This window comes from Lentibacillus salinarum (assembly GCF_042679865.1).
GTDB lineage: Bacteria > Bacillota > Bacilli > Bacillales > Amphibacillaceae > Lentibacillus > Lentibacillus salinarum.
Genome location: NZ_JBHTNH010000020.1, coordinates 52,037 through 76,062, shown reverse-complemented (window position 1 = coordinate 76,062; position 24,026 = coordinate 52,037). Strand labels below are relative to the sequence as shown.

At 41.1% G+C, this 24,026-nt stretch carries 20 protein-coding genes; 17 read left to right on the top strand and 3 right to left on the bottom strand.

Annotated elements, in window-relative coordinates; all coding sequences use genetic code 11:
• Window positions 1-177: 177 nt before the first annotated feature.
• Window positions 178-726 carry a GbsR/MarR family transcriptional regulator gene (locus tag ACFQ4A_RS09630; protein ID WP_382399975.1) on the top strand — a complete coding sequence of 183 codons (549 nt, stop codon included), beginning with the start codon at window positions 178-180 and terminating at the stop codon, window positions 724-726.
• Window positions 727-1,605: a BKACE family enzyme gene (locus tag ACFQ4A_RS09625; RefSeq protein WP_382399973.1), complete on the top strand. Its 879-nt coding sequence runs from the start codon at window positions 727-729 to the stop codon at window positions 1,603-1,605.
• A 257-nt stretch (window positions 1,606-1,862) separates the two neighbouring features.
• Here the strand turns inward: ACFQ4A_RS09625 and ACFQ4A_RS09620 are convergent, their stop codons facing one another.
• The gene (locus tag ACFQ4A_RS09620; protein ID WP_382399971.1) at window positions 1,863-2,150 is read right to left on the bottom strand and encodes a DNA-binding protein; all 288 of its coding nucleotides are present in this window, start codon (window positions 2,148-2,150) and stop codon (window positions 1,863-1,865) included.
• Window positions 2,151-2,313: 163 nt separating this feature from the next.
• Here ACFQ4A_RS09620 and ACFQ4A_RS09615 point away from each other — a divergent pair, with 163 nt between their 5' ends.
• The 3 genes from ACFQ4A_RS09615 (at window position 2,314) to ACFQ4A_RS09605 (ending at window position 5,635) form a co-directional block, all read left to right on the top strand.
• Window positions 2,314-3,891: a hypothetical protein gene (locus ACFQ4A_RS09615; protein ID WP_382399969.1), complete on the top strand. Its 1,578-nt coding sequence runs from the start codon at window positions 2,314-2,316 to the stop codon at window positions 3,889-3,891.
• A gap of 250 nt (window positions 3,892-4,141) precedes the next feature.
• Window positions 4,142-4,621: a hypothetical protein gene (locus ACFQ4A_RS09610; RefSeq protein ID WP_382399967.1), complete on the top strand. Its 480-nt coding sequence runs from the start codon at window positions 4,142-4,144 to the stop codon at window positions 4,619-4,621.
• A gap of 90 nt (window positions 4,622-4,711) precedes the next feature.
• The gene (locus ACFQ4A_RS09605; protein ID WP_382399965.1) at window positions 4,712-5,635 is read left to right on the top strand and encodes a hypothetical protein; all 924 of its coding nucleotides are present in this window, start codon (window positions 4,712-4,714) and stop codon (window positions 5,633-5,635) included.
• Window positions 5,636-5,876: 241 nt separating this feature from the next.
• Here ACFQ4A_RS09605 and ade read toward each other — a convergent pair whose 3' ends face one another.
• Together ade and ACFQ4A_RS09595 are read right to left on the bottom strand one after the other, a co-directional pair.
• Window positions 5,877-7,631, bottom strand: a complete 1,755-nt coding sequence (ade, locus tag ACFQ4A_RS09600) for an adenine deaminase (protein ID WP_382399963.1) — start codon at window positions 7,629-7,631, stop codon at window positions 5,877-5,879.
• Window positions 7,632-7,796: 165 nt separating this feature from the next.
• Entirely contained in the window at window positions 7,797-9,170 is a 1,374-nt protein-coding gene (locus tag ACFQ4A_RS09595; RefSeq protein ID WP_382399961.1) for an NCS2 family permease, read from the bottom strand.
• Between the two features lie 648 nt (window positions 9,171-9,818).
• Here ACFQ4A_RS09595 and ACFQ4A_RS09590 point away from each other — a divergent pair.
• From ACFQ4A_RS09590 to ACFQ4A_RS09535, 12 genes are all read left to right on the top strand, one after another.
• A complete protein-coding gene (locus ACFQ4A_RS09590) occupies window positions 9,819-10,643 on the top strand; it encodes a gluconate 2-dehydrogenase subunit 3 family protein (RefSeq protein WP_382399959.1) in 825 nt (274 codons plus the stop codon).
• Window positions 10,644-10,655: 12 nt separating this feature from the next.
• Entirely contained in the window at window positions 10,656-12,395 is a 1,740-nt protein-coding gene (locus ACFQ4A_RS09585; protein WP_382399957.1) for a GMC family oxidoreductase, read from the top strand.
• Between the two features lie 81 nt (window positions 12,396-12,476).
• Complete coding sequence (locus ACFQ4A_RS09580) at window positions 12,477-12,671, top strand: twin-arginine translocase TatA/TatE family subunit (RefSeq protein WP_382399955.1); 195 nt, start codon at window positions 12,477-12,479, stop codon at window positions 12,669-12,671.
• A gap of 791 nt (window positions 12,672-13,462) precedes the next feature.
• The gene (locus ACFQ4A_RS09575) at window positions 13,463-14,629 is read left to right on the top strand and encodes a nucleotide sugar dehydrogenase (RefSeq protein WP_382399953.1); all 1,167 of its coding nucleotides are present in this window, start codon (window positions 13,463-13,465) and stop codon (window positions 14,627-14,629) included.
• Window positions 14,630-15,218: 589 nt separating this feature from the next.
• A complete protein-coding gene (locus ACFQ4A_RS09570) occupies window positions 15,219-15,632 on the top strand; it encodes a hypothetical protein (RefSeq protein ID WP_382399951.1) in 414 nt (137 codons plus the stop codon).
• Window positions 15,622-16,422, top strand: a complete 801-nt coding sequence (locus ACFQ4A_RS09565; RefSeq protein WP_382399949.1) for an ImmA/IrrE family metallo-endopeptidase — start codon at window positions 15,622-15,624, stop codon at window positions 16,420-16,422. Before ACFQ4A_RS09570 ends, ACFQ4A_RS09565 begins: the two co-directional genes overlap by 11 nt.
• A complete protein-coding gene (locus tag ACFQ4A_RS09560; protein WP_382399947.1) occupies window positions 16,400-17,305 on the top strand; it encodes a hypothetical protein in 906 nt (301 codons plus the stop codon). Before ACFQ4A_RS09565 ends, ACFQ4A_RS09560 begins: the two co-directional genes overlap by 23 nt.
• 398 nt (window positions 17,306-17,703) lie before the next feature.
• Window positions 17,704-19,368 carry a M20/M25/M40 family metallo-hydrolase gene (locus ACFQ4A_RS09555; RefSeq protein WP_382400029.1) on the top strand — a complete coding sequence of 555 codons (1,665 nt, stop codon included), beginning with the start codon at window positions 17,704-17,706 and terminating at the stop codon, window positions 19,366-19,368.
• Window positions 19,369-19,717: 349 nt separating this feature from the next.
• A complete protein-coding gene (locus tag ACFQ4A_RS09550; protein WP_382399945.1) occupies window positions 19,718-21,154 on the top strand; it encodes an amidase in 1,437 nt (478 codons plus the stop codon).
• A gap of 162 nt (window positions 21,155-21,316) precedes the next feature.
• Window positions 21,317-22,525 (top strand): M20 metallopeptidase family protein, encoded by a 1,209-nt coding sequence (locus ACFQ4A_RS09545; protein ID WP_382399943.1) that lies wholly within the window; start codon window positions 21,317-21,319, stop codon window positions 22,523-22,525.
• A gap of 32 nt (window positions 22,526-22,557) precedes the next feature.
• Entirely contained in the window at window positions 22,558-23,265 is a 708-nt protein-coding gene (locus ACFQ4A_RS09540; protein ID WP_382399941.1) for a DUF5058 family protein, read from the top strand.
• A gap of 42 nt (window positions 23,266-23,307) precedes the next feature.
• A complete protein-coding gene (locus tag ACFQ4A_RS09535; RefSeq protein WP_382399939.1) occupies window positions 23,308-24,024 on the top strand; it encodes a small-conductance mechanosensitive channel in 717 nt (238 codons plus the stop codon).
• Window positions 24,025-24,026: the final 2 nt, after the last annotated feature.

Sequence of the window (24,026 nt, the reverse complement as noted above, 5' to 3'; positions counted from 1 at the left end):
CTGTAGCTTGCGGAATGAAAACGACACAAAATTGTCAACTTTTTAATGTATAAGAAGTATATGTCATATGTGCCTGTTTTCGTCGAATTATTCGATTATATGAAGGGACAGGCCATTTCGGCTTTGGAAAATGGTGTGATAGGCTGCAGTCAAGACTGTTGGAAAAGGATGGACGGGATGGTAAATAATACTGAACGAATTGATGATGTCAGAACGCAATTCATTGAGAAAATAACAGACAATATGAGTGCCTTTGGGGCTGCGACAAGTGTCGGCCTTGTTCTCGGAATCATTTATATGAACCGGGAGCCAATGACGCTGGATGAGTTGTCCGTTGAAACAGGAATGAGTAAAACACGGATGAGTCAGGTTGTCCGGGAAATGATTGACATGAATATCGCTGAACGTGTTTTTAAGAAAGGTGTCCGGAAAGATCTGTACCAAGTTGAAGAAGATTATTATCAGACTTTCATCTCACTATTTACATCCACTTGGCAAAAAGCCATTAACCGGAGCCGTCACTTTGAACAGCGTTTGAAGAAGAAACTGGACGAACTTCAGCAGCAGCCGGATTTAACAGAAGAGGATGAACAAGCGATTAATAACTTGCTTGCAGAACTTCATGAATGGAAGGAATATTATGATTGGATACGCCGTGTAGCTCACTTTTTTGAAAGCGGTGAAATATTTGAGCATGTACCTAAAAACGGACAGGAGGAGATTTAAATGAGTAAGAAAGTCATTCTTTCAGCAGCGTTAACGGGAGCAGGCGATACGACATCCAAAAACCCGGATGTTCCGGTAACGCCAAAAGAGATTGCAGACTCGGCTATTAAAGCTGCGAAGGCAGGGGCTACGATTGCTCACATTCATGTGCGTGACCCTGAGACAGGCGGGTTGAGCCACGATGTCAATCTGTTTCGTGAGACAGTTGAACGAATTCGTGAATCAGACACAGACGTTATTATTAATATCACTTCAGGAGGCGGTGGTGACTGGGTTCCAAGTGATGACGATCCAACCAAGGGTGGTGAAGGAACAGATATGCAAACACCGGAAGAGCGTCATGAGCCAGTTGGAGAGCTTCTTCCGGAAATGTGCACGTTGGACTGTGGTAGCACCAACTTTGGCAACATGCTGTATTTCAGCCCGACAGACTGGCTAAGGAGACAGGCTAAGTTTGTCCAGGAAAGTGGCGTCAAACCAGAATTGGAATGCTTTGACACAGGCCATGTGCGTTTTGCGAATCAGCTCGTGAAAGAAGGATTAATTGACGGCAATCCGCTGTACCAATTCTGCCTGGGCATTCCTTGGGGTGCAGCAGCTGATGCGGAGACATTGGCATATTTGAAGAGCCGTATCCCGGAAAACGGCAGATGGGCAGCTTTTGGAATTGGCCGGATGCAAATGCCAATCGTTGCTGAATCGATACGCCAGGGTGGTAATATCCGTGTCGGGCTTGAGGATAATTTGTACTTGAAAAAAGGCCAGCTGGCAACAAATGAACAGCTCGTTGACAAGGCTGCCGGCATTGTTGAAACCCTTGGAGCCGATATTATGACACCGGCAGAAGCACGGGAAGAATTGAACTTACTAAACCCATAAAAAAATAGTCATAACAAGAGGTTTCCCTTAATTGAAAAATTTCGGGTGCCTGTCACTTTAAGTAACGGTTTTTTGTACATTCTCTTCTGGGAAGATATTTCAGAAAATTACAAATCGTTATTTATTTGCTTTATGTTTTTTGCCCAGCTGTGATAACAGATCCCGCAAGCCTCTCTGATTCTACACCACAAGTGCAGGAATACCGGAAGATTTCAAACAAATTTGGCATGTCGAATTGGATAAAATGACTGCTTTTATCATACTTCAAAATCTTCAATGAAACGATTGATGTCAAAGTTCTTCATCTTTTGTTTACAGCAAAATTTGTATTTTTTGCCGCTGCCACAAGTGCACTCACTATACGGGTCGGCGGGCTCGAGCTTATTTTTAACGGCTCGTTTCAAATCTGTCAAATCTTCATCAATTTCAATTCCAACAATATACGTTAAATCATAAAAGTCACAGACTGCGGTCATCTTTTCGATTTTTCTTTCCGAATTGGTTTTAATTATGACAGGACGCTCTTCTGTACCTAATTGTGCCATAGAGGTTTCTCCTTTCTATTTTATTTATCTAATTTTATGATACATGAATATTCAGGTTTTTGGTAGACTAATTGTGAAATTCGCGAAAATTAAACATAAAGATATCTCGCAAATCGGAGGGATCTTTGATAGATTTAAAAGATAGAAAGGAGATGTGAATATAATGGAAAGGCTGAGCTATAAAGCGTTTATGAATGAAGTGCGGCAGCGGCTGGCTGATTTTTCAGCAGAGGAACTCCGACGTCTGATAATGGAATGGGCAACTGAAGAGCTCCCGGATAAACGGCTGGATTTTTTGAACAAATTGAAACCGGAAAGTCAGGAGACAATGCCTGAAACAGATGCCGATGCGCTGATGGATGAAATTGAAGCTTTTGCTCAGGATGTGGAAGATGGTGTCTATGTTGATGGGTACGGATGGGATGACGATTATCTGGAAGAACGGGATTTTGGTGATGAAAGCTGGGCCGGGGAAATGGATGACTTTTTCCTTGAGGCCAGACATCTGCTTCGGGAAGAACATTATGAGGCTGCAGAAGACGTTTACAGGAAATTGTTTGCCATATTGGAAATGGGAGAAGAACCGGGATATCTTCCGGGAGATCTGTACATCAATAATATGCTGGAAGTTGATCTTCATGAACATGTTGCGCTTTTTCTCAGGTCGGTTTACATAAATGCCAAATCAGAAGAGAGAGTTAATCTGTTATATGAAGCAATGAAGGAATTTAGCTATTTAACCTCACCAAACGTTAAGCTTACAGACATAAACGATTCATTGGATGCTTCATTACCGGACTTTCATGATTTTTTGACAGACTGGATTGAATTTTTAAAAGAAAAGCCCATTTTCCATGTTAATCAGTTACTCCGGGAAGCTGTTTTTCTTAAGGGAGGCATCCCGGCCATAGCGGATTTTGCGGGAAGCTATGCGGACAAGTTTCCGGAAGCATATATGGACTGGATAGCTGCTTTGCAAAAGGAAGGTGATCGTGAATCAGTCCTGCAAGTTGTTACAGAGGGATTGGACAACATCCCGGGTAATTTTACAGTCAGGGCGGACGTTGCCGAAAAGATGACAGAAATTGGCGATGAACTCGATGATAACAGGATGCAATTAAAAGGTCTCCGGGAAAGTTTTTATTCCGATCCTTCCGTGAAATATTTGCTGGATTTGTATATTTTGGCTGAAGAAGAAAATTGTTTGGAAGAAGTCAGAGATGAAGCGGAAAAAAGAATGACCGAACTAAAGAACGAGGGAAGTACGCCAAGTGGATACATAGACAACCGGCATGCAGCAATAGATGAAGGGGATTACATTCATGCACTTATCTTAGGTGGCAAATATGAGAGAGTATTTGAAATGTGTCAAGGAAAAGGTGCGCTGGGATGGAGTTCCAGTTCTCATCCCAAACCGGTTATGCTCACCTTTTTGATGGATGTATTAGCCAAGGGTGGCGACTATTCAAAGGTTCGCAAAGATCAGTGGCGATATGCCATATCCCGGGGGTTTTTTGGCACACAAGACATCGATATAGCTAAATATAATCACATCATAAATCGGGTTAAAAACAGCGTCCGTTTGACAGACGAACAGGAAGAATTTTACTTGACATGGTGCCGAAATGAAACGGGGCGCAGGATTGATGCCATCGTAAGCAATAAGTACCGGGGGAGTTATGATAAAGCTGCGAAAGTGCTTGTAGCAATGGCTGAAACGCTGGCTGATCGGGGGAAGTAAACAGGATGGCCATGCTTTTGTTGAGAAATATCGTGGTATATATTCAAGATATTCGGCTTTCAGGAGAGAAATAGCTGAAGCACTGCAAACTTCCGGGTTGTAGTGTGGATGCCAATTGCCGGGTTTTGTCCATGTGTATATGGTTTTTAGGAACTTCACTGCAGGCATGGCAGGGATTTTAACAGGATGGTATAATATAGCTAGAGGAATTCAGAGTTTTGCAATTAGTTTTAGACAGGAGCAAATATAAATGAAATCGGTCAATCCAGCTGATGTTATACAAGGGAAAACATTCAGGTATATTGAGGTGTTTGGAGACTCCCAAGGTTTAGGGATTGCAGAAAACAAGGATGATGTTGTGCAATATTATGTTGTTGATACGTATTGTATGAATCCCGGCTGTAAGTGCCATAACGTTTACCTCCAATTTAAAAATAGTGAACAAATTAATGATGAACGGGCGGATTTTACCATTTCATTTTCGCTAAGAACTAAAAAATACGCGTTAACGGATATAACTGGGATTCCGGAAAAGGAAGCGGATGAAGTGGTTAAGGAAGAAGTGAAAAACAGCAACGATATGGTCACGTTATTGAAGCAACGTTATCATTTTGACTACGATGAAGAACCAGAATTAAATGTTAGTGATATGGACTTTTTAGATAAAGAAAATGGCCCGGTAAAAAAGGATAAAATAGATATTGATGCCGATGATGAGCTTGAGGTTTGATTCGGAGCAAATATAGAGAAAAGTGACTAACGGAAGTGCGGAATAAACCTTCCTTAACACTATGAATATTATATACGAGGAGAGTATCATATGAAACATTTTATTAAATTATTTTTAGGCGTGCTCATGTTAAGTGTATTTTTAGTAGCTTGTGGTTCTATCGAAAGTAAGATAATAGGGAGCTGGAAAGTAGTTATAGATGATGATGTAGTGGCATACCTGGAAATAGATGAAGAAAGAATAATAAACAGACAAGAATCAAACGATAATCCAATGACTGCTGATTACATATTAACTGAAACGGAAGATGACAATTTTATCATGGAAGTGGTCAATCCGGAAGATGGCACGAATGAATTTTTCTTTGAAGGTTATTTTGAAAATAAAAATACCGTCATAGTTGTCGACACGCCAGGTGGCGCGGAAGGGGAAAATAATGGATTAGTTCGAATAGATAGTGTTAAAGAGGAAATGGAAAAAGATAAAGAAGCGGCAGAGGCAAAAGCAGCAGAAGAGGAAAAGAAAAAAGAACTAGCCAAAGAAAAAGAAGAGGAAGAGAAAGCGGAACAACGAGCCAAAGAAAAAGAGGAAAATGAAAAAGCAAAACAACTAGCTAAAGAAAAAAGGGAGAAGGAGGCAAAACAATTAGCTGCTGAAGCGAGTGACCTGAAAAAGAAGTATTTGCAGAAAGCGGATGTTCTTGATGATAGGATCATGAAAGAAGCCAAAGAAATAGATCCAGATGCACAAGATATGCGGCCTGGTTTCTATGGTCAATACTATAATGAATGGGATGATCTATTACAAAACGTTTGGGATGAATTAGAAGATACGATGCCGAAAGATGCATTTGAAAAATTAAAATCGGATCAAATTGAGTGGATTGAAATGAAAGAAGAAAAGTTTGATGAAATGCCTGATGAAACAGCTTCAGCAAGAGGCAAGGGAGTGGACTACTTAGCTTTTGAAACGAAAGACAGAACTTATTATTTAATTGAGGATTATATGGATTGAACAGTAGGTTCGGGTGCCTGTCACCACCTGAATTAGAAAAACTTAACGTTAAGGAAAAATAGTTCGCCTTTCTGCACCAATGCCCGTGATCCCGTGCTTTAAAAATGCGTTGTTGAGTTCTTGTGACATGGGATCAGACCATCCATCCCAATTTTCTGCTAGTAGGACATAGGCACTGCCCCCTTTTCCTGCCAAAAGGCCTTGAGCATATACGCAATGCGCAAGGCCTTGATTATTGAAATCAGTGATTTGACGCCGGGGTACCCGCTTCAATCGGGATATTCTTAAATGATTTTACATCAAACAATCCCATATCAGTCAGCTTGATTTCAGGAATAACCGGCAATGCCATAAACGATAACGTAATAAATGGGTTAAAGTTTCCTGAAAAGCCGATTAATCCGAGGGAATCGTTCAATTTCCGCAAACTTGCATTGACAGTATTATAATCCTGATCGGATAATAGCCCCGAAATCGGCAATGGCAATGATGCAAGCACAGTGCCATTATCGACTACAACAAGACCGCCATTCATTTCCTTGATGGCATGGATAGCCGATAAAAGATCATCGTCATTTGTACCTGCTGCAACAATATTATGCGAGTCATGGGCAACAGTTGATGCGATTGCTCCTGATTTCAACCCTAGGCCTTTCAAAATACCAAGCCCGATATTCCCTTTTTGATGATGTCTTTCGATAACAACCATTTTAAGCAGATCTTTCGTAACGGATGGCGTGAAACACCCATTTTCCACATCTGCAGCTTCCATTTCATGTTTTGTAACAATGCTGTTAGGGACCATGCGGATAATATTTGCCAATTTATTTTTTTCCAGTTCGATTTGCAGATCTTCCGCGTTTATATTTTTCGTTTGAATACTATTTATCAGTCTATCCGGCAGCTGGACAGTATTTTCGTATCTTGTTACACACTGACCGCCTTTGGCAACGGAAATTCCGTTTGCAAAGACTTCCGCAATATCAACATTTTCAAGGCTGTCCAGCAGCAGAAAATCTGCATCGTATCCTGGAGCAATGGCACCTTTCGTTTTAAGGCCAAAGTACTCAGCTGCGTTAATCGTTGCCATCTGAATGGCTGCAATCGGACTTATGCCATGCTCTATGGTAACTTGAATATTGTGATCAATTGTACCTTCATCAATCAGATCATCAAGATGCTTATCGTCCGTGACAAATAAACAGCGTCTGGCGTTTTTTTCATTGACCGCATCAAGCAATGCTTTCAAATCGCGGGAAGCACTTCCCTCGCGCAGCATGACGTGCATGCCGCGCTTTAGTCTTTCTTTTGCTTCCTCAGCTGTCGTACATTCGTGATCGCTCCTGATACCCGCAGCCATATAGACATTGATTCCGGTTTGATCGACACCCGCGGCATGACCATCGATTGCCTTTTGCAGATTCTCGGCATCAGAAAGCTTATCCAGCATGTCGCCATCTCCATTGAAGACAGCCGGAAAATCCATTACTTCGCCAAGACTTACAACGCGTTCATGTTCGTACAACGGCAACAAATCTCTTGCCAATAGGGCTGCACCGGAATTTTCGAATGGTGTCGACGGTACGCATGATGGGAGCCCGAAAAACACATTCAGCGGTAACCCCTCTGATGCATCCATCATAAACGTGACACCATCAACACCACTGACATTTGCGATTTCATGCGGGTCGGCAACAATTGATGTGACACCATGGGGCAAAACGACATTGGCAAACTCGGCCGGCGTCACCATCGCCGATTCAATATGTACATGTCCGTCGATAAAACCGGGGACAATAAATTTCCCTTTTGCATCAACGATCGTTTCCCCTTCGTAATTTCCTATCCCGGCAAAAACGCCATCCGCAATTGCCAGATCCGCTTCGATGATTTCCTGATTGAAAACATCGATGATTTTTCCGTTTTTAATCACTGTATCCGCAGACTTTTTTTTGGATGCAACGGCAATTCTATTTTTAAATGATAGTCTATCCACTGATAAACACTCCCTTTAGAAAAACTAGAGGCTTTCCCTGTCTTTCCACAAGCCGGAAGCCGGATAGAAAAAACGAGCGCTGGCCAACTTCTTTTTCTCCAAATCCAGCTTCCGAATTTTTTCATATTTGTTTTGATCATCCCGTTATCGGGTGTCTTCTAACAATCAGTGACCACCCAACATGAAATGGATAATGAAAGCAATACTGATGAAATACACAATCCAATGAATTTCCTTGAATCTTCCAGTCATCATTTTCAAAGCAGTGTAAGAAATGAATCCGAAAGCAAGTCCGGTCGCAATACTATAGGTCAAAGGCATCAGGAAAATCGTCAAAAAGACCGGAATGACGTTTGTAAAGTCGTCAAACTTGATATTGGTTATTTCGGTAAGCATCAACGCACCGACAATAATAAGAATTGGTGCGGTTGCGACACTCGGTATAAAACCGATCAGCGGTGCAAACAACAGTGAAACTAAAAACAGGATACCGACAGTTAGTGACGTAAGGCCGGTTCTTCCACCTTCAGAGATACCGGTAGCGTTCTCCACATAGGCATTTAGTGCCGTACTACCGAAAGATGCACTTGCCATTGTTCCGACTGCATCTGCCTGAAGCGCCTTGTCCAGATCCTGTATCTTGCCTTTTTCATCCATTAGTCCTGCTTTTTTTGTCAAACCGATCAATGTAGCCAAGTTATCGAATAGTTCCACAATTGTAAACGAGAATATGATTGAAATAACACCGTAGCCGATAGCGCCCATAATATTCATTTGCAGGAATGTATCACCAATACTTGGAAAGCTGAATGAAATAAAATCGCTGGGACTTGTAGGTACGGCTGATATCCCGAAGACCATAGCTATAACGGTTGTAATCCCGATCGAGATCAAAAGTCCGCCTTTAATATTTTTTGCTATAAAAAATCCCGTGATAACAATACCAATGATCGCTATAAACGGTCCTGCTTGTGTTAAATCTCCCAATGCGACAACATTTGATTCGTTGGAAACAACCAGTCCTGCGTTCTGAAATCCGATAAAAGCGATAAATAATCCGATACCGACAGCAATCGCCGATTTCAGCGGTGTAGGAACACCATCAACAATTTTCTGGCGAACCCCGGTAACCGTCAAAATTAAGAATACGAGACCGGATATAAATACGGCACCTAGTGCAGTTTGCCAGGATAGCCCTTCACCGATTACGACAGTATAGGCGAAAAAGGCATTAAGTCCCATGCCTGGTGCAATAGCTACGGGATAATTTACCCATAATGCAAATAGAAACGTACAGAAGACACTCGCAAAAATCGTTGCAGCAAGTGCCGCTTCATGCGGAATTCCTGCATCTGATAAAATCATTGGGTTGACAATAATGATATAGCTCATCGCCAGGAATGACGTCAGGCCTGCTAGGATTTCTGTCTTTACATTTGTTTTGCGCTCTGATAATTTGAAGACTTTCTCCAATATGCCATTCTGATTCGGACCTGGCATGTGATCATTTTTCTCGATTTCTTCAGCTTGCTTTGACATAAAGAATCCTCCCTGCATAAAACTGTCTACGTTTAAGTGTTGCACCCCACGATCGTGGAAAACAAATTAAAAATGAACAATGACACGTTTTGCAGTGTTTTGATCTGCTTCCTCTTGCGATGATGAACGTGATGGATCGTGAACACTACAGTAAATTATGAGGGTTCTTGAAGAATGAATATGAATGGATACTAATTAATTCGTTCCGCAGTAATCACCCCTTTCAAAAATACTCGATAACCAACCATGGTGGAAACCCGGGAGACCTACTGCGGTCCATTTCTTTTCCGATAAACAGAAAATATATGATACCGCTTTCATAGACGCGGATATAAAAAGCGGATCAACGCTTCTTAAATCCTATGTATTTAATTTAATAGTTGCTATTATGTTAACACTTGATTGCGTTTTGTCAATGACTTTTTCGGAATATTCAAATCCTTAGAATAATTGGGCATACCTAATGATCTTCCAATTACAAATGGGACAACCGACTCATCGATCTTATATGTTGTTTTTGGCACTCGCCTTTTTTGTTGCAGCATTTTACCCATTTTAATGGAAATTTCACTGTATTCTTCTGGAAAAAATGGAAAAGATATAGCTACTTATGGAATTTTTATTAAGGGTTGTTAGGAGGTAGACCGTATGGCAGATGAAGATAAAGAAAAGACTGATGAAAGTCGGCGCAGATTTATTAAGAATACAGGCATGATTGCTGGCGGTGTTGTTGGCGGGTCACTATTTGGCGGCCTTTTAACCAGCCAATTTCAGGACGATTCAGATACGCAAACCAGTAATAATGAAGCGACCCAAAATTTACAGGAAGCGCGAACATTTTTTAGCCGTAAAGAAGACTTTGACACATTGCAGGCGGCGACGGAGCGCATTCTGCCTAAAGATGACGATGGACCGGGCGCGATTGAACTTGGTGTCCCATTTTTCATTGATAAGCAATTGAGCGGATCATGGGGAACAAATGCGAAAGCTTACATGAAAGATCCCTTTTATCAAAATAAACAAACCTATGAATACCAGCATAAGGATACCAAGCAAGATAAATCAGGGCCCAACACAAGTACGCAGGCGCCATCACGGACCCCGAGATACCAAACAAGACTGAACAGAGGCGACATTTATCTTCAGGGATTGAGAAAAATGAATGAAGTCAGTCAGAAAAAATTCGATAACAAATTTACTGAACTTGAAGCTGACCAGCAAGATGACGTGCTACAGGCGTTTGATAATGGCGAGATTGATATGAGAGGTGTTGCAGGAATCACCTTCTTCAATCTGCTGCGGCAAATGACGCTGGAAGGCGCCTTTTCCGATCCGGTATACGGCGGCAACCGAAATATGATGGGGTGGAAAATGAAGGAATACCCAGGGCCGCGCATGAGTTATGTGAATGAATTAGAAAGTGACGCGTTTGTCAAAAAGGAACCTAAAAGCTTGAGAGATTTTCAATCATAGGAGGACTCAGTCATGGCTAAAAAATTGGACAAAGTCGATGTTGTTGTTGTTGGTACAGGCTGGGCAGGTGGTGTCATTTCTGCTGAACTTTCCAAGGCCGGCAAAAAGGTAGTGGCACTGGAAAGAGGGGAGAAGAAGAATCTAGAGGATTACACGGGTGTTAAAGATGAACTGCGATTTATGAATCGTTTTCAAATGATGCAAGATTTGTCACATGAAACCATTACGTCCCGAAACACCATGGATGAGCAGGCATTGCCTGTCAGAACACGGGATGAAATGATGGCTGGAACCGATACTGGTGGGGGCGGTGTTCATTGGGCAGGTGCCGTCTATCGTTATCCGCCGTATGATTTTGAAATATACAGTAAAACGGCGGAGCGTTATGGAAAAGACAAAATACCAGACGGCATGACGATTCAGGACTGGGGCATAACATACGATGAAATGGAGCCCTATTATGATCAGTTTGAAAAAACGGCTGGTATTTCGGGAGAAGAGGATCCCTTAGGGCCGGAACGTTCGAATGATTACCCCAACCCGCCGTTGTTAGAATCACGGCCTGTTCGTTTGTTCAAGGATGCTGCGGAGGAATTGGGTTATCATCCCTACCAGGTCGCATCGGCCAACGTCTCACAGCAATACGAAAACCCCGATGGCGAAACGCTGAATGCCTGTATGTATTGCGCTTTTTGCCATTATTATGGCTGTGACTTTGGCGCTAAATCAGATCCATTGATGACTGTCATTCCAACAGCCCAAAAAACCGGCAATTTCGAACTGCGAACGCAATCGTATGTGCGCCGCGTGCTTTATGATGGCGGCAACAAGGCAAACGGTGTGATGTATGTCGATACAGAAACCGGACAGGAATTCGAACAGCCGGCCGATGTTGTCGTTTTGGCAGCTTTCACCTTCACCAATAATCGTCTGTTGATGTTGTCGGAGATCGGTAAACCATATGATCCGGAATCCCGAACAGGCGTTATCGGCAAAAATTTCAATGGACAGATGAATATCACCTTTTTGGGGGCAAGAGGCTTTTTCGAGGATCGCAAATTCAATCTTTACGCGGGCGCAGGCGCACTTGGCGGAACCATGAGCGATTTCGCGGCTGATAATTTTGACCATTCGGATGTCGATTTCATCAATGGCGGGGCTATCGAAATCAGACAGTATGGAGAAGGCGCTATAACAAGCAACCGCGTTCCAAAAGGCACACCCAATTGGGGATCTGAATTCAAGAAAAACGCCAATCATTATGCCTACCGGAACCTGAATGTTTGGTACACCGCAGCAAACATGTCATGGTACCATAATTATATGGATTTGGACCCGACGTATAAGGACGATTTCGGTGATCCGCTTCTCCGTGTGACCAATAAATATACCGATCAGGACCGGAATATCGCCAAATTCGGTATCGAAAAATGCACTGAAATTATGGAAAACATGGGTGCCGACATCATTGACGCGGATGATATTCCAGAAGAGTTTGACCATATGTATCAGGGCGGTCATTATGCTGGCGGCGTCATTATGGGAGATGATCCGGAAACGTCTGCCGTCAATAATTATCTGCAAATGTGGGATGTGGACAACCTCTTTGTCGTCGGCGGATCGGCATTTCCGCACTTCCCGGGGCATCATCCGACTGTTACAATCGGATCGTTGGCATACCGCGCATCAGAGGGGATTGAAAAATATCTTAAAAACGGCGGTCAACTGTTAAAGGGAAAGCAGGAAGCCTAGGAACAGCTCTATCGCTTCGAAGCTGATCATACTCTCGGTTACAGAATTAAGAAATATTAAATGTGTAGATGAGGTGACGTGATGGGAATCGCGAATATTGGTATACCAGGGTTAATTTTAATCGTTACGCTTGCTCTAATCATTTTCGGTCCGAAAAAACTACCTGAAATCGGCAAGGCAACCGGGCAAACATTGCGTGAATTCAAGAACTCGGCCAGTGAGCTGATAACTGATAGCGATGAATCGGCGCGTGATTCCGATGAAAAACAACGTTGAATGATTGCTTGGGTGCCTGTCAGCTCCATTGCTACCCGCCCAAAAACGGCGGCTAACTGATCTTAAATGTCCGATTCTGTTCAACTAACATTCAGCGGGAAGAAGTGGCCCGCTGAATGCAATTTCACTTTATTATCCAAACAATTAACGTCATGACAGCAATGAGTAAGAACCCAAAGCTGATCATGAGCATGATGCCTTGACACAAAGTAACCATATGCGGTATCACCTCCCCCTCGTTGTGGCATGCCATGTCTATCATTCGGATAAGACGCCTGTTCTCGTTGGGTTGTACAGTTCTCAATACGTAGGCCTTCATTTCATCTTTATCATAGAGCCCCTTATGCCAAGTTACCTTGGTAATGAATATATACCGTACTTAAGAAGCATGTCCCCCGTCCCGGCCATCCCTATTTCGGTATTCAATTTCCCTAAGGCTTATGCTAAAATAGGAAAGAAAGTTTATCTGACCTAGTGTTTGTACTAGGTTTTCTTTACATATCCGTTCAATGCCTATGTTCAAGTGCGCGGTGAACAGGGTTACGTGACTGCGGAATGGGACGTGTGAGCAGCAAATATGATAGGGAAACAACACACATACATCGGAACGCAAAACAGTAACAGGAACTTGGGTAAACACCCATGGGATACGCAAACAGGATCACGGAAAAACACAGGGAATTAGCAAACAACAACCGCAAATAGCAGTTAGGAAAGTTAAGCAGTCAATAAGACCACGTAAAAGGAAACGCTATCGAATGACCATATAGACGAAACAGGAGGAAACCAAAATGAAAATTGCAGTCGCCGGAACGGGTTATGTCGGCTTATCCAATGCCGTCCTGCTCGCCCAGCATAACGACGTCACCGCATTTGACATCATGCAGGAAAAAGTCGATATGATCAATAATCAGCAGTCACCCATTGTCGACCATGAAATACAAGACTTCCTTGCCAATAGGGAGCTGAGCCTCACCGCCACAACAAGCAGTGAGGAAGCTTTTGCCGATGCTGATTACGTCATCATATCCACACCAACCAACTATGATCCGGATCAAAATTATTTCGACACATCAACCGTCGAAACCGTTATCGGCAATGTCCTGGACACCAATCCGGATGCCGTCATGGTCATCAAATCAACCATTCCGGTTGGTTATACGAAAGAAATCAGCGTCAAATTTGCTACCGACAACATCATCTTCTCACCCGAATTTTTACGGGAAGGTCAGGCGCTATACGATAATCTGTATCCATCACGCGTCATTGTCGGCGAGCAGTCGGAACGCGCTAAGACATTTGCTGATCTGCTTGTCCAAGGTGCCATGAAGGAAAACATTGACGTGCTGTTCACCAACTCAACCGAAGCCGAGGCTATCAAGTTATTCGCCAATACCTACTTGGCCATGCGCGTCTCATTCTTCAATGAGCTTGATTCGTATGCCGAAGTACGCGGCCTCGACTCGAAGCAGATCATTGATGGTGTCGCGCTTGATCCACGTATCGGCAGCCATTACAACAATCCGTCCTTTGGTTATGGCGGCTACTGCCTGCCAAAAGACACGAAGCAGCTTCTCGCCAACTATGAGGATGTGCCGAACAACATCATGAAAGCTATCGTGGACGCTAACAGCACACGGAAGGATCACATCGCTAACATGATCCTCGAGCGCAACCCGGATGTTGTGGGGATTTATCGCCTCACGATGAAGACCGATTCCGACAACTTCAGACAATCGGCCATCCAGGGTGTCATGAAGCGCATTAAGGCGAAGGGCATTGAGGTGGTTGTATACGAGCCGGCGCTGGAAGACGAGACGTTTTACAATTCCCGGGTCGTAAACGATTTTGAGGAATTCAAGAACCTGGCGGATGTGATTGTAGCGAACAGGATGACGGATGATTTGCAGGATGTTGAGGAGAAGGTATATACGCGGGACTTGTTTAGTCGGGATTGATGGTAAGATATCTGCACAGCACCTCTGAAGGGTGCTGTTTTTTACTTTGAAAATCACAAGCGTCAAATAGTCCTCACCTGAATATAGGTGGGGATTATTTATCTTTATACATGCTTCCTGTAAAACCAGGGGATAAATTAGATATTGTAGAACGTCTAGCAAAATTATTAAGTCAGGAAAGATACCCTGGAAGAAGGCATTGAATACATCAGAAAAGCATGCGGGGAAAAAAGGGGCATCTTTTTTCAACTCTGGTGTTCTCCAAAAAGTATATAATCTGCAGAGGTGGGGGCGAGGTCTAACTGTGAACTATATGAATGGTTTAATGAAATGGCGAGCGGGGATTAATTAATGGTGTTTTTAGCCACTTCTTTAACTAGGATCAATTTATCACCATTCAAGCATCAATGCGTTCATCTAAAACATGGATAGGTTCTATGTCCAAGATATGAAAATATTCAATATTTATTAATGTGTATTAGAAACGTGTACTTTTTTAAATAATGATGTACATTTAAATTTTTTTGACGTATAATAAGAAGTGAAAAGTATATAATATTAATACTCATTAATTTGGAGGTGTGTCATGATGAGTGAGACTAAAAAGATAATAGGCGAAAATGTGAAGAAGTATCTGGAAGCCAAGGGGGTTAAAAATAATTGGGTCATAGACCGATTGGGCATAAGTAAAGGCGCTTTTTACGGTTTTCTTAGAGGTGAAGGCAACGTCGATCAATATGAGCAGAAAATTTTAAAGCTGTTTAGAATTAAGGATCCATTTTATTTTCACCATCAGGAAATTGAGCTGCCTCAAAGTATAAAAGAAAAGAATCAAGCGTATCGTTTTATGGATTTTGCGGCGCTTTCTTTTTATGGATCAGACGATGAAGCGTTTAAAGAGGGGATGCGTGTTTTTAGAGAATTTGTAGAACTTGTCGATATTCTTGAGCCCTTATCAAATCCGCCAGTTATTTTGGAAGGTGAGCATCTTGATGATCAATAAAGATAATTTCGAGAGAGTGGTAACATTTAACCAAACCTATATATCTAACATAAAGTCAAAAATAGAATTGTTAAAGTCATCGGGTGATCCTCTTATTTCCTCAAAGCCATTAGAGTATATAAAAACGTATCTATTTGAAAACGCCCATGTGTTAGAATTTCCAATTAAGAATTCAGATTATGGCGGTTTAGTTTTTTATCATAATAAGAACTTTTATATTCAGATCAATTCGGCACAGCCAAAGATTTATGAGAATTTTATGTGGGCGCATGAATTCTATCACTTTTATTTTGACAAAGAAAAGGTTAAGAAGCAGGACGAAAATTTTGTTCTGGTTGACCGTATTTTTGATGAAAAAGAACGATTACCTAATCTTTTTGCTGGTGAATTTTTAATAAATGACTTTATACTAGAACGAAAATTTAACGCCTTTAAAAAAGAAAATCCTACTGGTTTAATTGATATCGTCATTAACCTAATACCTGTATTTGAAGTGCCTTATAAGGCTATTGTGATTAAATTAGCCCAGAATCAGCTAATTGACATTCATGAAGCCAAAGCTATTATTGACTACGATTATAAAAATAATTTGCCAGATGACATTGATCGAACGCTTTTTTCTGCCAGTTATAAAATTAAAATCGATCATTATAACACGTTGCTTTCAGAGGCATCGAAAAATTTGAATGACGATGATTACCAATCTATCGTAGAAAAATATAATGCATTATATAAGCTAGTATTAGATTGGCGAGAAGAGTTGGGCGGTGGAATTAAAAATGAAGGATAGCGGACATGCTAAAATCAATTCTATAAGACCTTTTCTTAACTTTGACTCAAGTCAACTAAAAGATTCTTTAAATAACCACCAAACACTTTATATTGTTGATAACGTGATGCTCACCAAAATGAGGAAAGACATTGTAAGGAATCCGATAATGGTAAAAGGGTTTAAACATTCTAACCTAATTATAATACCGGATATTATTTTAGAAGAGGCATCGGAAAATCTTCCTAATGAACAGGTATTTAGAGATTATTATTATGAGTTATTTCAAATTCTTTCTAAAAGGAAAGAAATATATGTCGTCAGTTTAGAAAAATTATTTGATTTATTGCAGCATATGTTGGGTAAAAGAGAAGCGCTACGTTTGTTAAAGAATATTACGTTAGAAGCAGTGAGAACGAATCAAACGATTACAGGTTTAATAAAAAAAGTGGATGTTAACTCACCTACCGCACTAAAAGAATTAGAAGATGTGCTTGTACAGAACAGAGAAAATGCCGGAGAACGATTTTTAACTGTTTTCGCCCTGGTTTTCTTGAGCATGTATTTTGGTCCTGTTTATATTTTTAGTGATGATAACAAGGGTGTTTATGGACCTTTTAGAACGTTTGTAAATAATGAGAGATTAATGGCATTAATTGATGTAGAAGGCAGTGTCAATTTAATAGAACAGTATCAATTTTTTCCATATGAACGGCTTATACAGTCTATATTTCGCCAAGAAAATTTAAGTAAAGATGAATTATTCGATCTAATTATGGCATGTAGTCGAAATGAATCAAGGCATATCCTATATAGCTTGGGCGGTTATTCCTGCTATACCCCGATTTCTAATAAAAAATTAGCCGAGTGGATTTATCAAGAAATAATTAAGATACAATTCTAATGTTTATTTTTCATTTGTCTCGATTATTAAGTATTGGTCGGTGACTTTTCACCCAACGCTTGATGGGGTCTTCTCAATATGTAATGGTACATATGATGCTTGCCATTTGTTTTAATTCGCTATTGATTCCGTGTATAGAAATAAATCCTTTCCCATTTACAGCTTCGCAAAAACACGCCGTATTGGCATTGCATTTATCATCTATTTCTTTTCTTATTTGAGCAGTTATCTTTCCCATGTGAGAACTGGTATGGACGAATGTGACGCGGGAGAATTATTGCAGTATCCAATCCACTAATGCCAGAAAAAATGTTGTTAATTCATGTACAAAAAAAGACAATATGATAGGATTAAAATAAAAATAAGGAGGGCATCAAATGGGGGCATCACAAGCTAGTATGATGGAATGCCGTGACGACGTGCTTGATTTAACCAGAAAGCTTGTCGGGATTCAAAGTATTGTTAAAACGGAAGGTGAAAAGGCCATTGCCCATTATTTATATACGTTGCTTTCATCTTTTCCCTATTTCACATCGAATCCGGAACACGTCACTATTGAACAAACGATAAACGATGAACTGGAGCGGTACAATGTGTTGGCCTTTGTGAAAGGGACAAAGACTGCGAGCAATCGGACTGTCATCTTAATGGGGCATATGGATACGGTTGGTGTCGATGATTTTAATCAATTGCATGAATATGCTTTTTTGCCGGACGAATGGATGGCTATGTTGCAACATGAGGATATACCTGCATCAGTAAGAGAACAGCTGCAATCCGGTGACTGGCTTTTCGGCAGGGGTGCCCTTGATATGAAAAGTGGGCTCGCCAGTCATATCTATCTGTTGAAATATTATGCAGAACATCCTGAAGAACTGGCAGGTAATCTCGTATTTGTTGCCGAGTGTGATGAAGAGGACGGCTCACATGGCATTCTGTCTGCGCTCAAAATGTTGAAACGATGGCAAGAGGAGCACCGTTTTGATTATGTTGCTGCTGTCAATAGTGATTTTGTTTCGCCACGGTCTGAAGAAGATGCGAATCGTTATGTCTATAAGGGCGTGGGCGGAAAACTCCTCCCGTCTTTTTTGATAACTGGCGCTGAGACACATGTCGGGGATGTGTTTGATGGACTGGATCCGAATTTTATTGCGGCTGAATTAACCAAGCAGATCAATTATAATCCGGAACTCTGCGATGAAGCGCTTGGCGAAATAACGGTCCCTCCCGTCGCTTTAAAACAGGCAGATTTGAAGCCGACTTATACAGTCCAAACAGCCTTATCCGCATATGTGTATTACAATTTCTTTATCCATTCGTGGTCGCCGAAAGACGTATTGGAAAAATTAAAAGAACAGGCACATATGGCGTTTACAAATGCACTTGACACGTTTAAAGAACGCTACCGGCGATTTTGTGACATCAGCCATCAACCGTACAAAGAAATACCTTGGCAACCGCGCGTTTTTCTTTATGAGGAAATGGAACAGCTGCTGATTGAAACGCACGGTGATGCATTTATTCAGCATATGGATCATTTTAAGCAGGAGCTGTTAAATGATGACACATTGGATACCCGAATGTTTGCAGCTCGGGTTGTCGAGGAAGCATGGAAATGGATGGCGGATAAAAGCCCGGCAATCTTTGTGTTCTATTCATCCTTATATTCACCACGGTTTGAATTATCCGGAAAAACGGAAAATGAACAAATTCTGATCGACGCCCTTGAACATGCCGTTAAGTCTGTTCAGCCAAACTATGATCACCCGATCGCTTTACGAAACTTTTTCCCGTATATTTCGGATGCAAGTTTTATGGCGTTAAGCGATGATACGGCAGGAATTGCAGCGATTGAGCATAATAATCCTGCGTGGGGCACCAAGCATTATGTGGATTATCAGGACGTCCGTGATATCGATGTGCCGGTGGTCAATATTGGGCCATATGGGATGGATGGTCATAAACGGTTGGAACGCGTGGAAATGACCTATTCATTTGAAATCGTACCGAATATGACGAATATGGTGATTCAAAGGGTCCTGCATGAAACGTCAGCTAAATAATGCAACATATAAACGAATTAAAACTAAGGTTTTCTCGGCAAGGGTCGGTGATAGCCTTAGTTTTTCAAATGACTTCATTCATTTTATCCCCATAATCTTCCTTTTAGGTATCATCTAATCAGTTGATACCTAAAAGTTAAACATTGACGGCGCTTATTCATTTTGTTGTGCTTTAAATAGTCAAAAAGCAATCACTGCCAAACCCCTTATAATTCATAATAAAGGTAAAATTTGAATTGTTTAGAATACCTTGAATTTACAATTTAATTACTATATACTATTACTAAAGATTCTATAATTAGTCAAATAAATGAAACCGCTTTCTTTAATATTTGAAAAGGAGCCGGATATGACGAGCAATGTAAATTATTTTGAAACCGCACGATCACTTGCAAAAGCAATACGTCAAAGAGAAGTGTCTGCACTTGAGGTAATGCAAGCCCATTTAGAACAGATTAAAAAAATAAACCAAGATGTCAATGCGATTGTCTCACTGGATGAGCAACATGCACTAAAAGAGGCCAAAAAAGCAGACGAATTACTGTCACAAGGAACAGGTGTCGGTCCGTTTCACGGTCTCCCAATTGCTATCAAAGATACCCATAATGCAAACGGTTTTCCAATGACAAGTGGATCACTTGCCTTACTTGAAAATATCTCAAGGGAAGATGACCTTCACGTACAACGAATTAAACAAGCAGGTGCTATTATCATTGGGAAAACAAATGTACCTGAATTTGGTGCTGGTGCTCATACGTTTAACAAAGTGTTTGGTGCAACAAAGAACCCCTTTACATTAAGACATACAGCAGGCGGTAGTAGTGGAGGTGCAGCGGCTGCAGTCGCAACGGGAATGCTTCCATTTGCTGATGGAAGTGATATGGGAGGTTCTTGCCGTTTCCCGGCTGCATTCAATAATGTTGTTGGTTTAAGACCCTCACCTGGAAGAGTCCCTACATATCCAAAACCAGCATTATATTCAACCCTTTTAACCCAAGGGCCAATTACAAGAGATACAGAAGATGCAGCCTTTATGCTCTCTGTTATGAGCGGTCCAGATGATCGTTCTCCTATTTCCATTAATCAACCAAGTGATTATTTCCTGCAACCGCTTGATGATGACATACGTGGACTTCGTGTGGCATGGTCAGCAGATTTTGATGGAACACTCCCTGTAGATTCAAATGTAAGAGAAAACATCGAACAACAGATAAACGTATTTAAAGATTTAGGTTGTCATGTCAAAGAAGCTTGTCCTGATTTTACAGAAGCTGACGAGGTATTTCACATATTACGTGCATGGGAAATAGAAATGTCAAACAGGGAACTGGTCGAACGTTATCAAAGGGTAATTAAACCAAGTTTTATTTGGAACTTTAATAAAGGTCAAGAACTTAAAGGAATCGAAATTGGGACAGCTGAACGATTACGAAACGAACTATATCATCGAATGCGTGTTTTCTTTCAAGATTTTGATGTTCTATTATTACCAGTTAGCCAAGTCCCTCCATTTGATGTCGAACTAGAATACCCAACCGAAATTGATGGGGTCAAAATGGAAAACTATATTGATTGGATGCGCTCTTGCTACTACATCTCAGCACTTGGTAATCCAGCACTATCTGTACCTAGTGGATTTACGTCAAAGGGACTGCCATTAGGCCTTCAAATTGTTGGACCACATCGAGCCGATTATGAGGTGTTACGCATTGGCCATGCATTTGAACAAGCTACCAATTATGCTAAAAGACGGCCGTATAGTGGGTCCGTTAAAACGAAATTTTAACTATTAATTTCTGAATATACAATGAATTTCCCCCGAAATGTCTGTACCTAAAAGTGATCTAAAGGGGGTATCCGTTATGCTGTGAATCTAAAATCATATGAAGTGCTCCTATTCAATATAAATCAAGTATTAATAAACTTAATATAGAAGGGAATGGTTTTCGTGAAAGAAGGGTTATTCGCTAGATTAGAAGAAATTTATCCAGATTTAGTTGAATTTAGAAGAGATCTACACATGTTCCCAGAACTATCACATAAAGAAAAAAATACACCGAAAAAAGTTGCTGAATTTCTAACCGATTTAGGCTTAGAAGTGAAAACAGATGTCGGCGGGCGTGGTGTCCTCGGTATCTTAAAAGGAGGAAAGGCTGGGAAAACCATCGCATTACGTGCAGACTTTGACGCATTACCAATCCAGGATGAAAAAGATGTTGAATATAAATCACAAATTCCCGGGGTTATGCACGCATGTGGCCATGATATTCATACAGCAGGACTTCTTGGGGTAGCAAAAGTATTGAGCGAAAACCGTGATTCCCTAGCAGGAACGATTGTATTTATTCACCAATTTGCTGAAGAAGTGATTCCAGGTGGAGCGAAATTTATGATAGAAGATGGTGCTATGGATGGTGTTGATGTAGTTTACGGTGCGCACGTAAGCTCCACAGATCAATTTGGAGGTGTTGGAGTAAGAGAAGGAAATGCCATGGCAAATGGGGATACATTCGAAATTGAAATATCTGGTAAAGGTGGGCATGCTGCCATGCCACATTTAACAGTTGATCCGCTCATTGTCGGCAGTCAATTAATGATGAATCTACAACAAATTGTTAGTCGGCAAACAGATCCATTAAAATCAGCTGTCGTGTCTGTAACTTCTTTTAATGGTGGAGAAGGATTTAACGTTATTCCTGATAAGGCAACTATTAAAGGAACCGTTCGAACGTTCGATCCTGATGTGAGAGATTGGGTAGAGAAATCGATTGAGAAAATTGCTGTGTCTACCTGCAATGGATTAGGTGCCTCTGCAATCGTCAACTATGTTCGTGGCTATCCTGCTGTTGTAAACCATTCTGAAGAAACAAATCGTGTTGAAAGAATTGCCAGTGAACTGTATGGGAAAGACAACGTAAAACGTATCCCACCACAAATGGGAATGGAAGACTTTGCCTATTATTTAAAAGAAGCACCTGGAACGTTCTTCTGGGTTGGCGGAGCAATGGAAGACAGTAAAGATGTTTACCCACACCACCACCCTAAATTCAATGTCCAAGAAAAATCGATGTTTTATATTGGAAAATTATTCATTGCAACAGTGTTTGATTACTTAGAAAAAGAAAATCATGTTTTACCAGAGCATGAGCAAGTTTAATAGACCACCAATTTAAAAGGAGGCATCTTACATTGGAAGATGTATTACACATTGCCAATAGTGCACCATTTTGGATTATTGCCTTTATCGTCGTTGGAATTGTTATGTTCCAGGCCATCATATTTTTACGAATTGCAAAAAAATCAGCTCCAGACGTTGGCATGACACAGAATGAAGTGAAAACAGCTATCAGAACTGGATTCATTAGTTCCATTGGTCCCTCATTTGCCATTGCAATTGTACTCGTTTCCTTAATTGCACTACTCGGCTCCCCACTTACGTTAATGCGTATCGGAATTATTGGATCAGCAGCAACGGAATCTGGTGCCGCTCAAGTAGGTGCAACCGCGTTTGGAACAGAGCTAGGTGGGGATGATTTTTCTACTCAAGCTTTAGCAACTGTAGTATGGACCATGTGTGTTGGTGGAATGGGATGGCTGTTATTTACAGCTTTATTCACAAAACAATTAGGTAAAACACAGAAGAAGATTGAAAAGAAAAATCCAAAAGCAATGGCCGTTATTTCGTCTGCAGCTATGCTTGGTGCGTTTGGTTATTTAGCAAGTGAACAAATGATTTCAAGTGTCAATCACACCGTTTCAGGAGTCATTGCATTAGCTACAATGATCATCATTATGATCATTGCTGATAACCGTAATATTGCTTGGCTAAAAGAGTGGGCATTAGGAATATCGATGGCCCTTGGAATGACGATTGGTTATTTAACAACGATGATGTAATAAGAGTAGATGGAATATTTTGTGATTAAAAGGAGGAAAAACATGAGTGCAAATCCAGATAGAATTGTGACGGAAAATGTGAGTACAGATGCGTCAATGGATAGTGCGATGGAAGTTTTTCATAATCGAGCGCATTTTTGGGGACGTACAACACTTTGGGTTTTAATGCTAATGTGTTTAGTACCACCATTGTACCTCTCTTTTGTCCTGGATGCCCATCCAGGATGGAGTGTGATTGGAGCGGGACTAGTTGGCTATGCAGCCTTTATCGGTATTATGTGGGTATTGGAACCGATAACCTATTATCCAACACTTGGAGTTGCAGGGACGTATTTAGCATTTTTGACTGGAAATATCTCCAACATGTGTTTACCTTGTTCTTCAGCAGCTCAGAAAGCAATTGGAGCAGAAAGTGGATCAAAAAAAGCAGAGATTGCAGGTGTATTCGGGATTGCGATTGCATCACTGGTCAACATTTTTATTATTGTCTTAATCATCTTAGGCGGGACATACATTCTATCTATTATACCTCCATCTGTAGAAGGCGCATTTAATTATATCCTACCTGCTATATTTGGTGCAGTGTTGGGACAATTTGCCTATAAAACGCCTGCTTATGGAGTTCTGGCAATGGCAATCGGAATGGGAGTCTTTTTATCACCTGTTTTTGATTTGATAAAAATCGTTGTATGTGTTGCATTGACGATCACCCTTATTATGTTAATTGAGAAACAAAAAGATAAAAAAGCAGATGCATAAAA

Coding starts and splice junctions, on each gene's coding strand:
- ACFQ4A_RS09630 (WP_382399975.1), top strand. CDS start 178: ATGGTAAATAATACTGAACGAATTGATGATGTCAGAACGCAATTCATT.
- ACFQ4A_RS09625 (WP_382399973.1), top strand. CDS start 727: ATGAGTAAGAAAGTCATTCTTTCAGCAGCGTTAACGGGAGCAGGCGAT.
- ACFQ4A_RS09620 (WP_382399971.1), bottom strand. CDS start 2,150: ATGGCACAATTAGGTACAGAAGAGCGTCCTGTCATAATTAAAACCAAT.
- ACFQ4A_RS09615 (WP_382399969.1), top strand. CDS start 2,314: ATGGAAAGGCTGAGCTATAAAGCGTTTATGAATGAAGTGCGGCAGCGG.
- ACFQ4A_RS09610 (WP_382399967.1), top strand. CDS start 4,142: ATGAAATCGGTCAATCCAGCTGATGTTATACAAGGGAAAACATTCAGG.
- ACFQ4A_RS09605 (WP_382399965.1), top strand. CDS start 4,712: ATGAAACATTTTATTAAATTATTTTTAGGCGTGCTCATGTTAAGTGTA.
- ACFQ4A_RS09595 (WP_382399961.1), bottom strand. CDS start 9,170: ATGTCAAAGCAAGCTGAAGAAATCGAGAAAAATGATCACATGCCAGGT.
- ACFQ4A_RS09590 (WP_382399959.1), top strand. CDS start 9,819: ATGGCAGATGAAGATAAAGAAAAGACTGATGAAAGTCGGCGCAGATTT.
- ACFQ4A_RS09585 (WP_382399957.1), top strand. CDS start 10,656: ATGGCTAAAAAATTGGACAAAGTCGATGTTGTTGTTGTTGGTACAGGC.
- ACFQ4A_RS09580 (WP_382399955.1), top strand. CDS start 12,477: ATGGGAATCGCGAATATTGGTATACCAGGGTTAATTTTAATCGTTACG.
- ACFQ4A_RS09575 (WP_382399953.1), top strand. CDS start 13,463: ATGAAAATTGCAGTCGCCGGAACGGGTTATGTCGGCTTATCCAATGCC.
- ACFQ4A_RS09570 (WP_382399951.1), top strand. CDS start 15,219: ATGAGTGAGACTAAAAAGATAATAGGCGAAAATGTGAAGAAGTATCTG.
- ACFQ4A_RS09565 (WP_382399949.1), top strand. CDS start 15,622: ATGATCAATAAAGATAATTTCGAGAGAGTGGTAACATTTAACCAAACC.
- ACFQ4A_RS09555 (WP_382400029.1), top strand. CDS start 17,704: ATGATGGAATGCCGTGACGACGTGCTTGATTTAACCAGAAAGCTTGTC.
- ACFQ4A_RS09550 (WP_382399945.1), top strand. CDS start 19,718: ATGACGAGCAATGTAAATTATTTTGAAACCGCACGATCACTTGCAAAA.
- ACFQ4A_RS09535 (WP_382399939.1), top strand. CDS start 23,308: ATGAGTGCAAATCCAGATAGAATTGTGACGGAAAATGTGAGTACAGAT.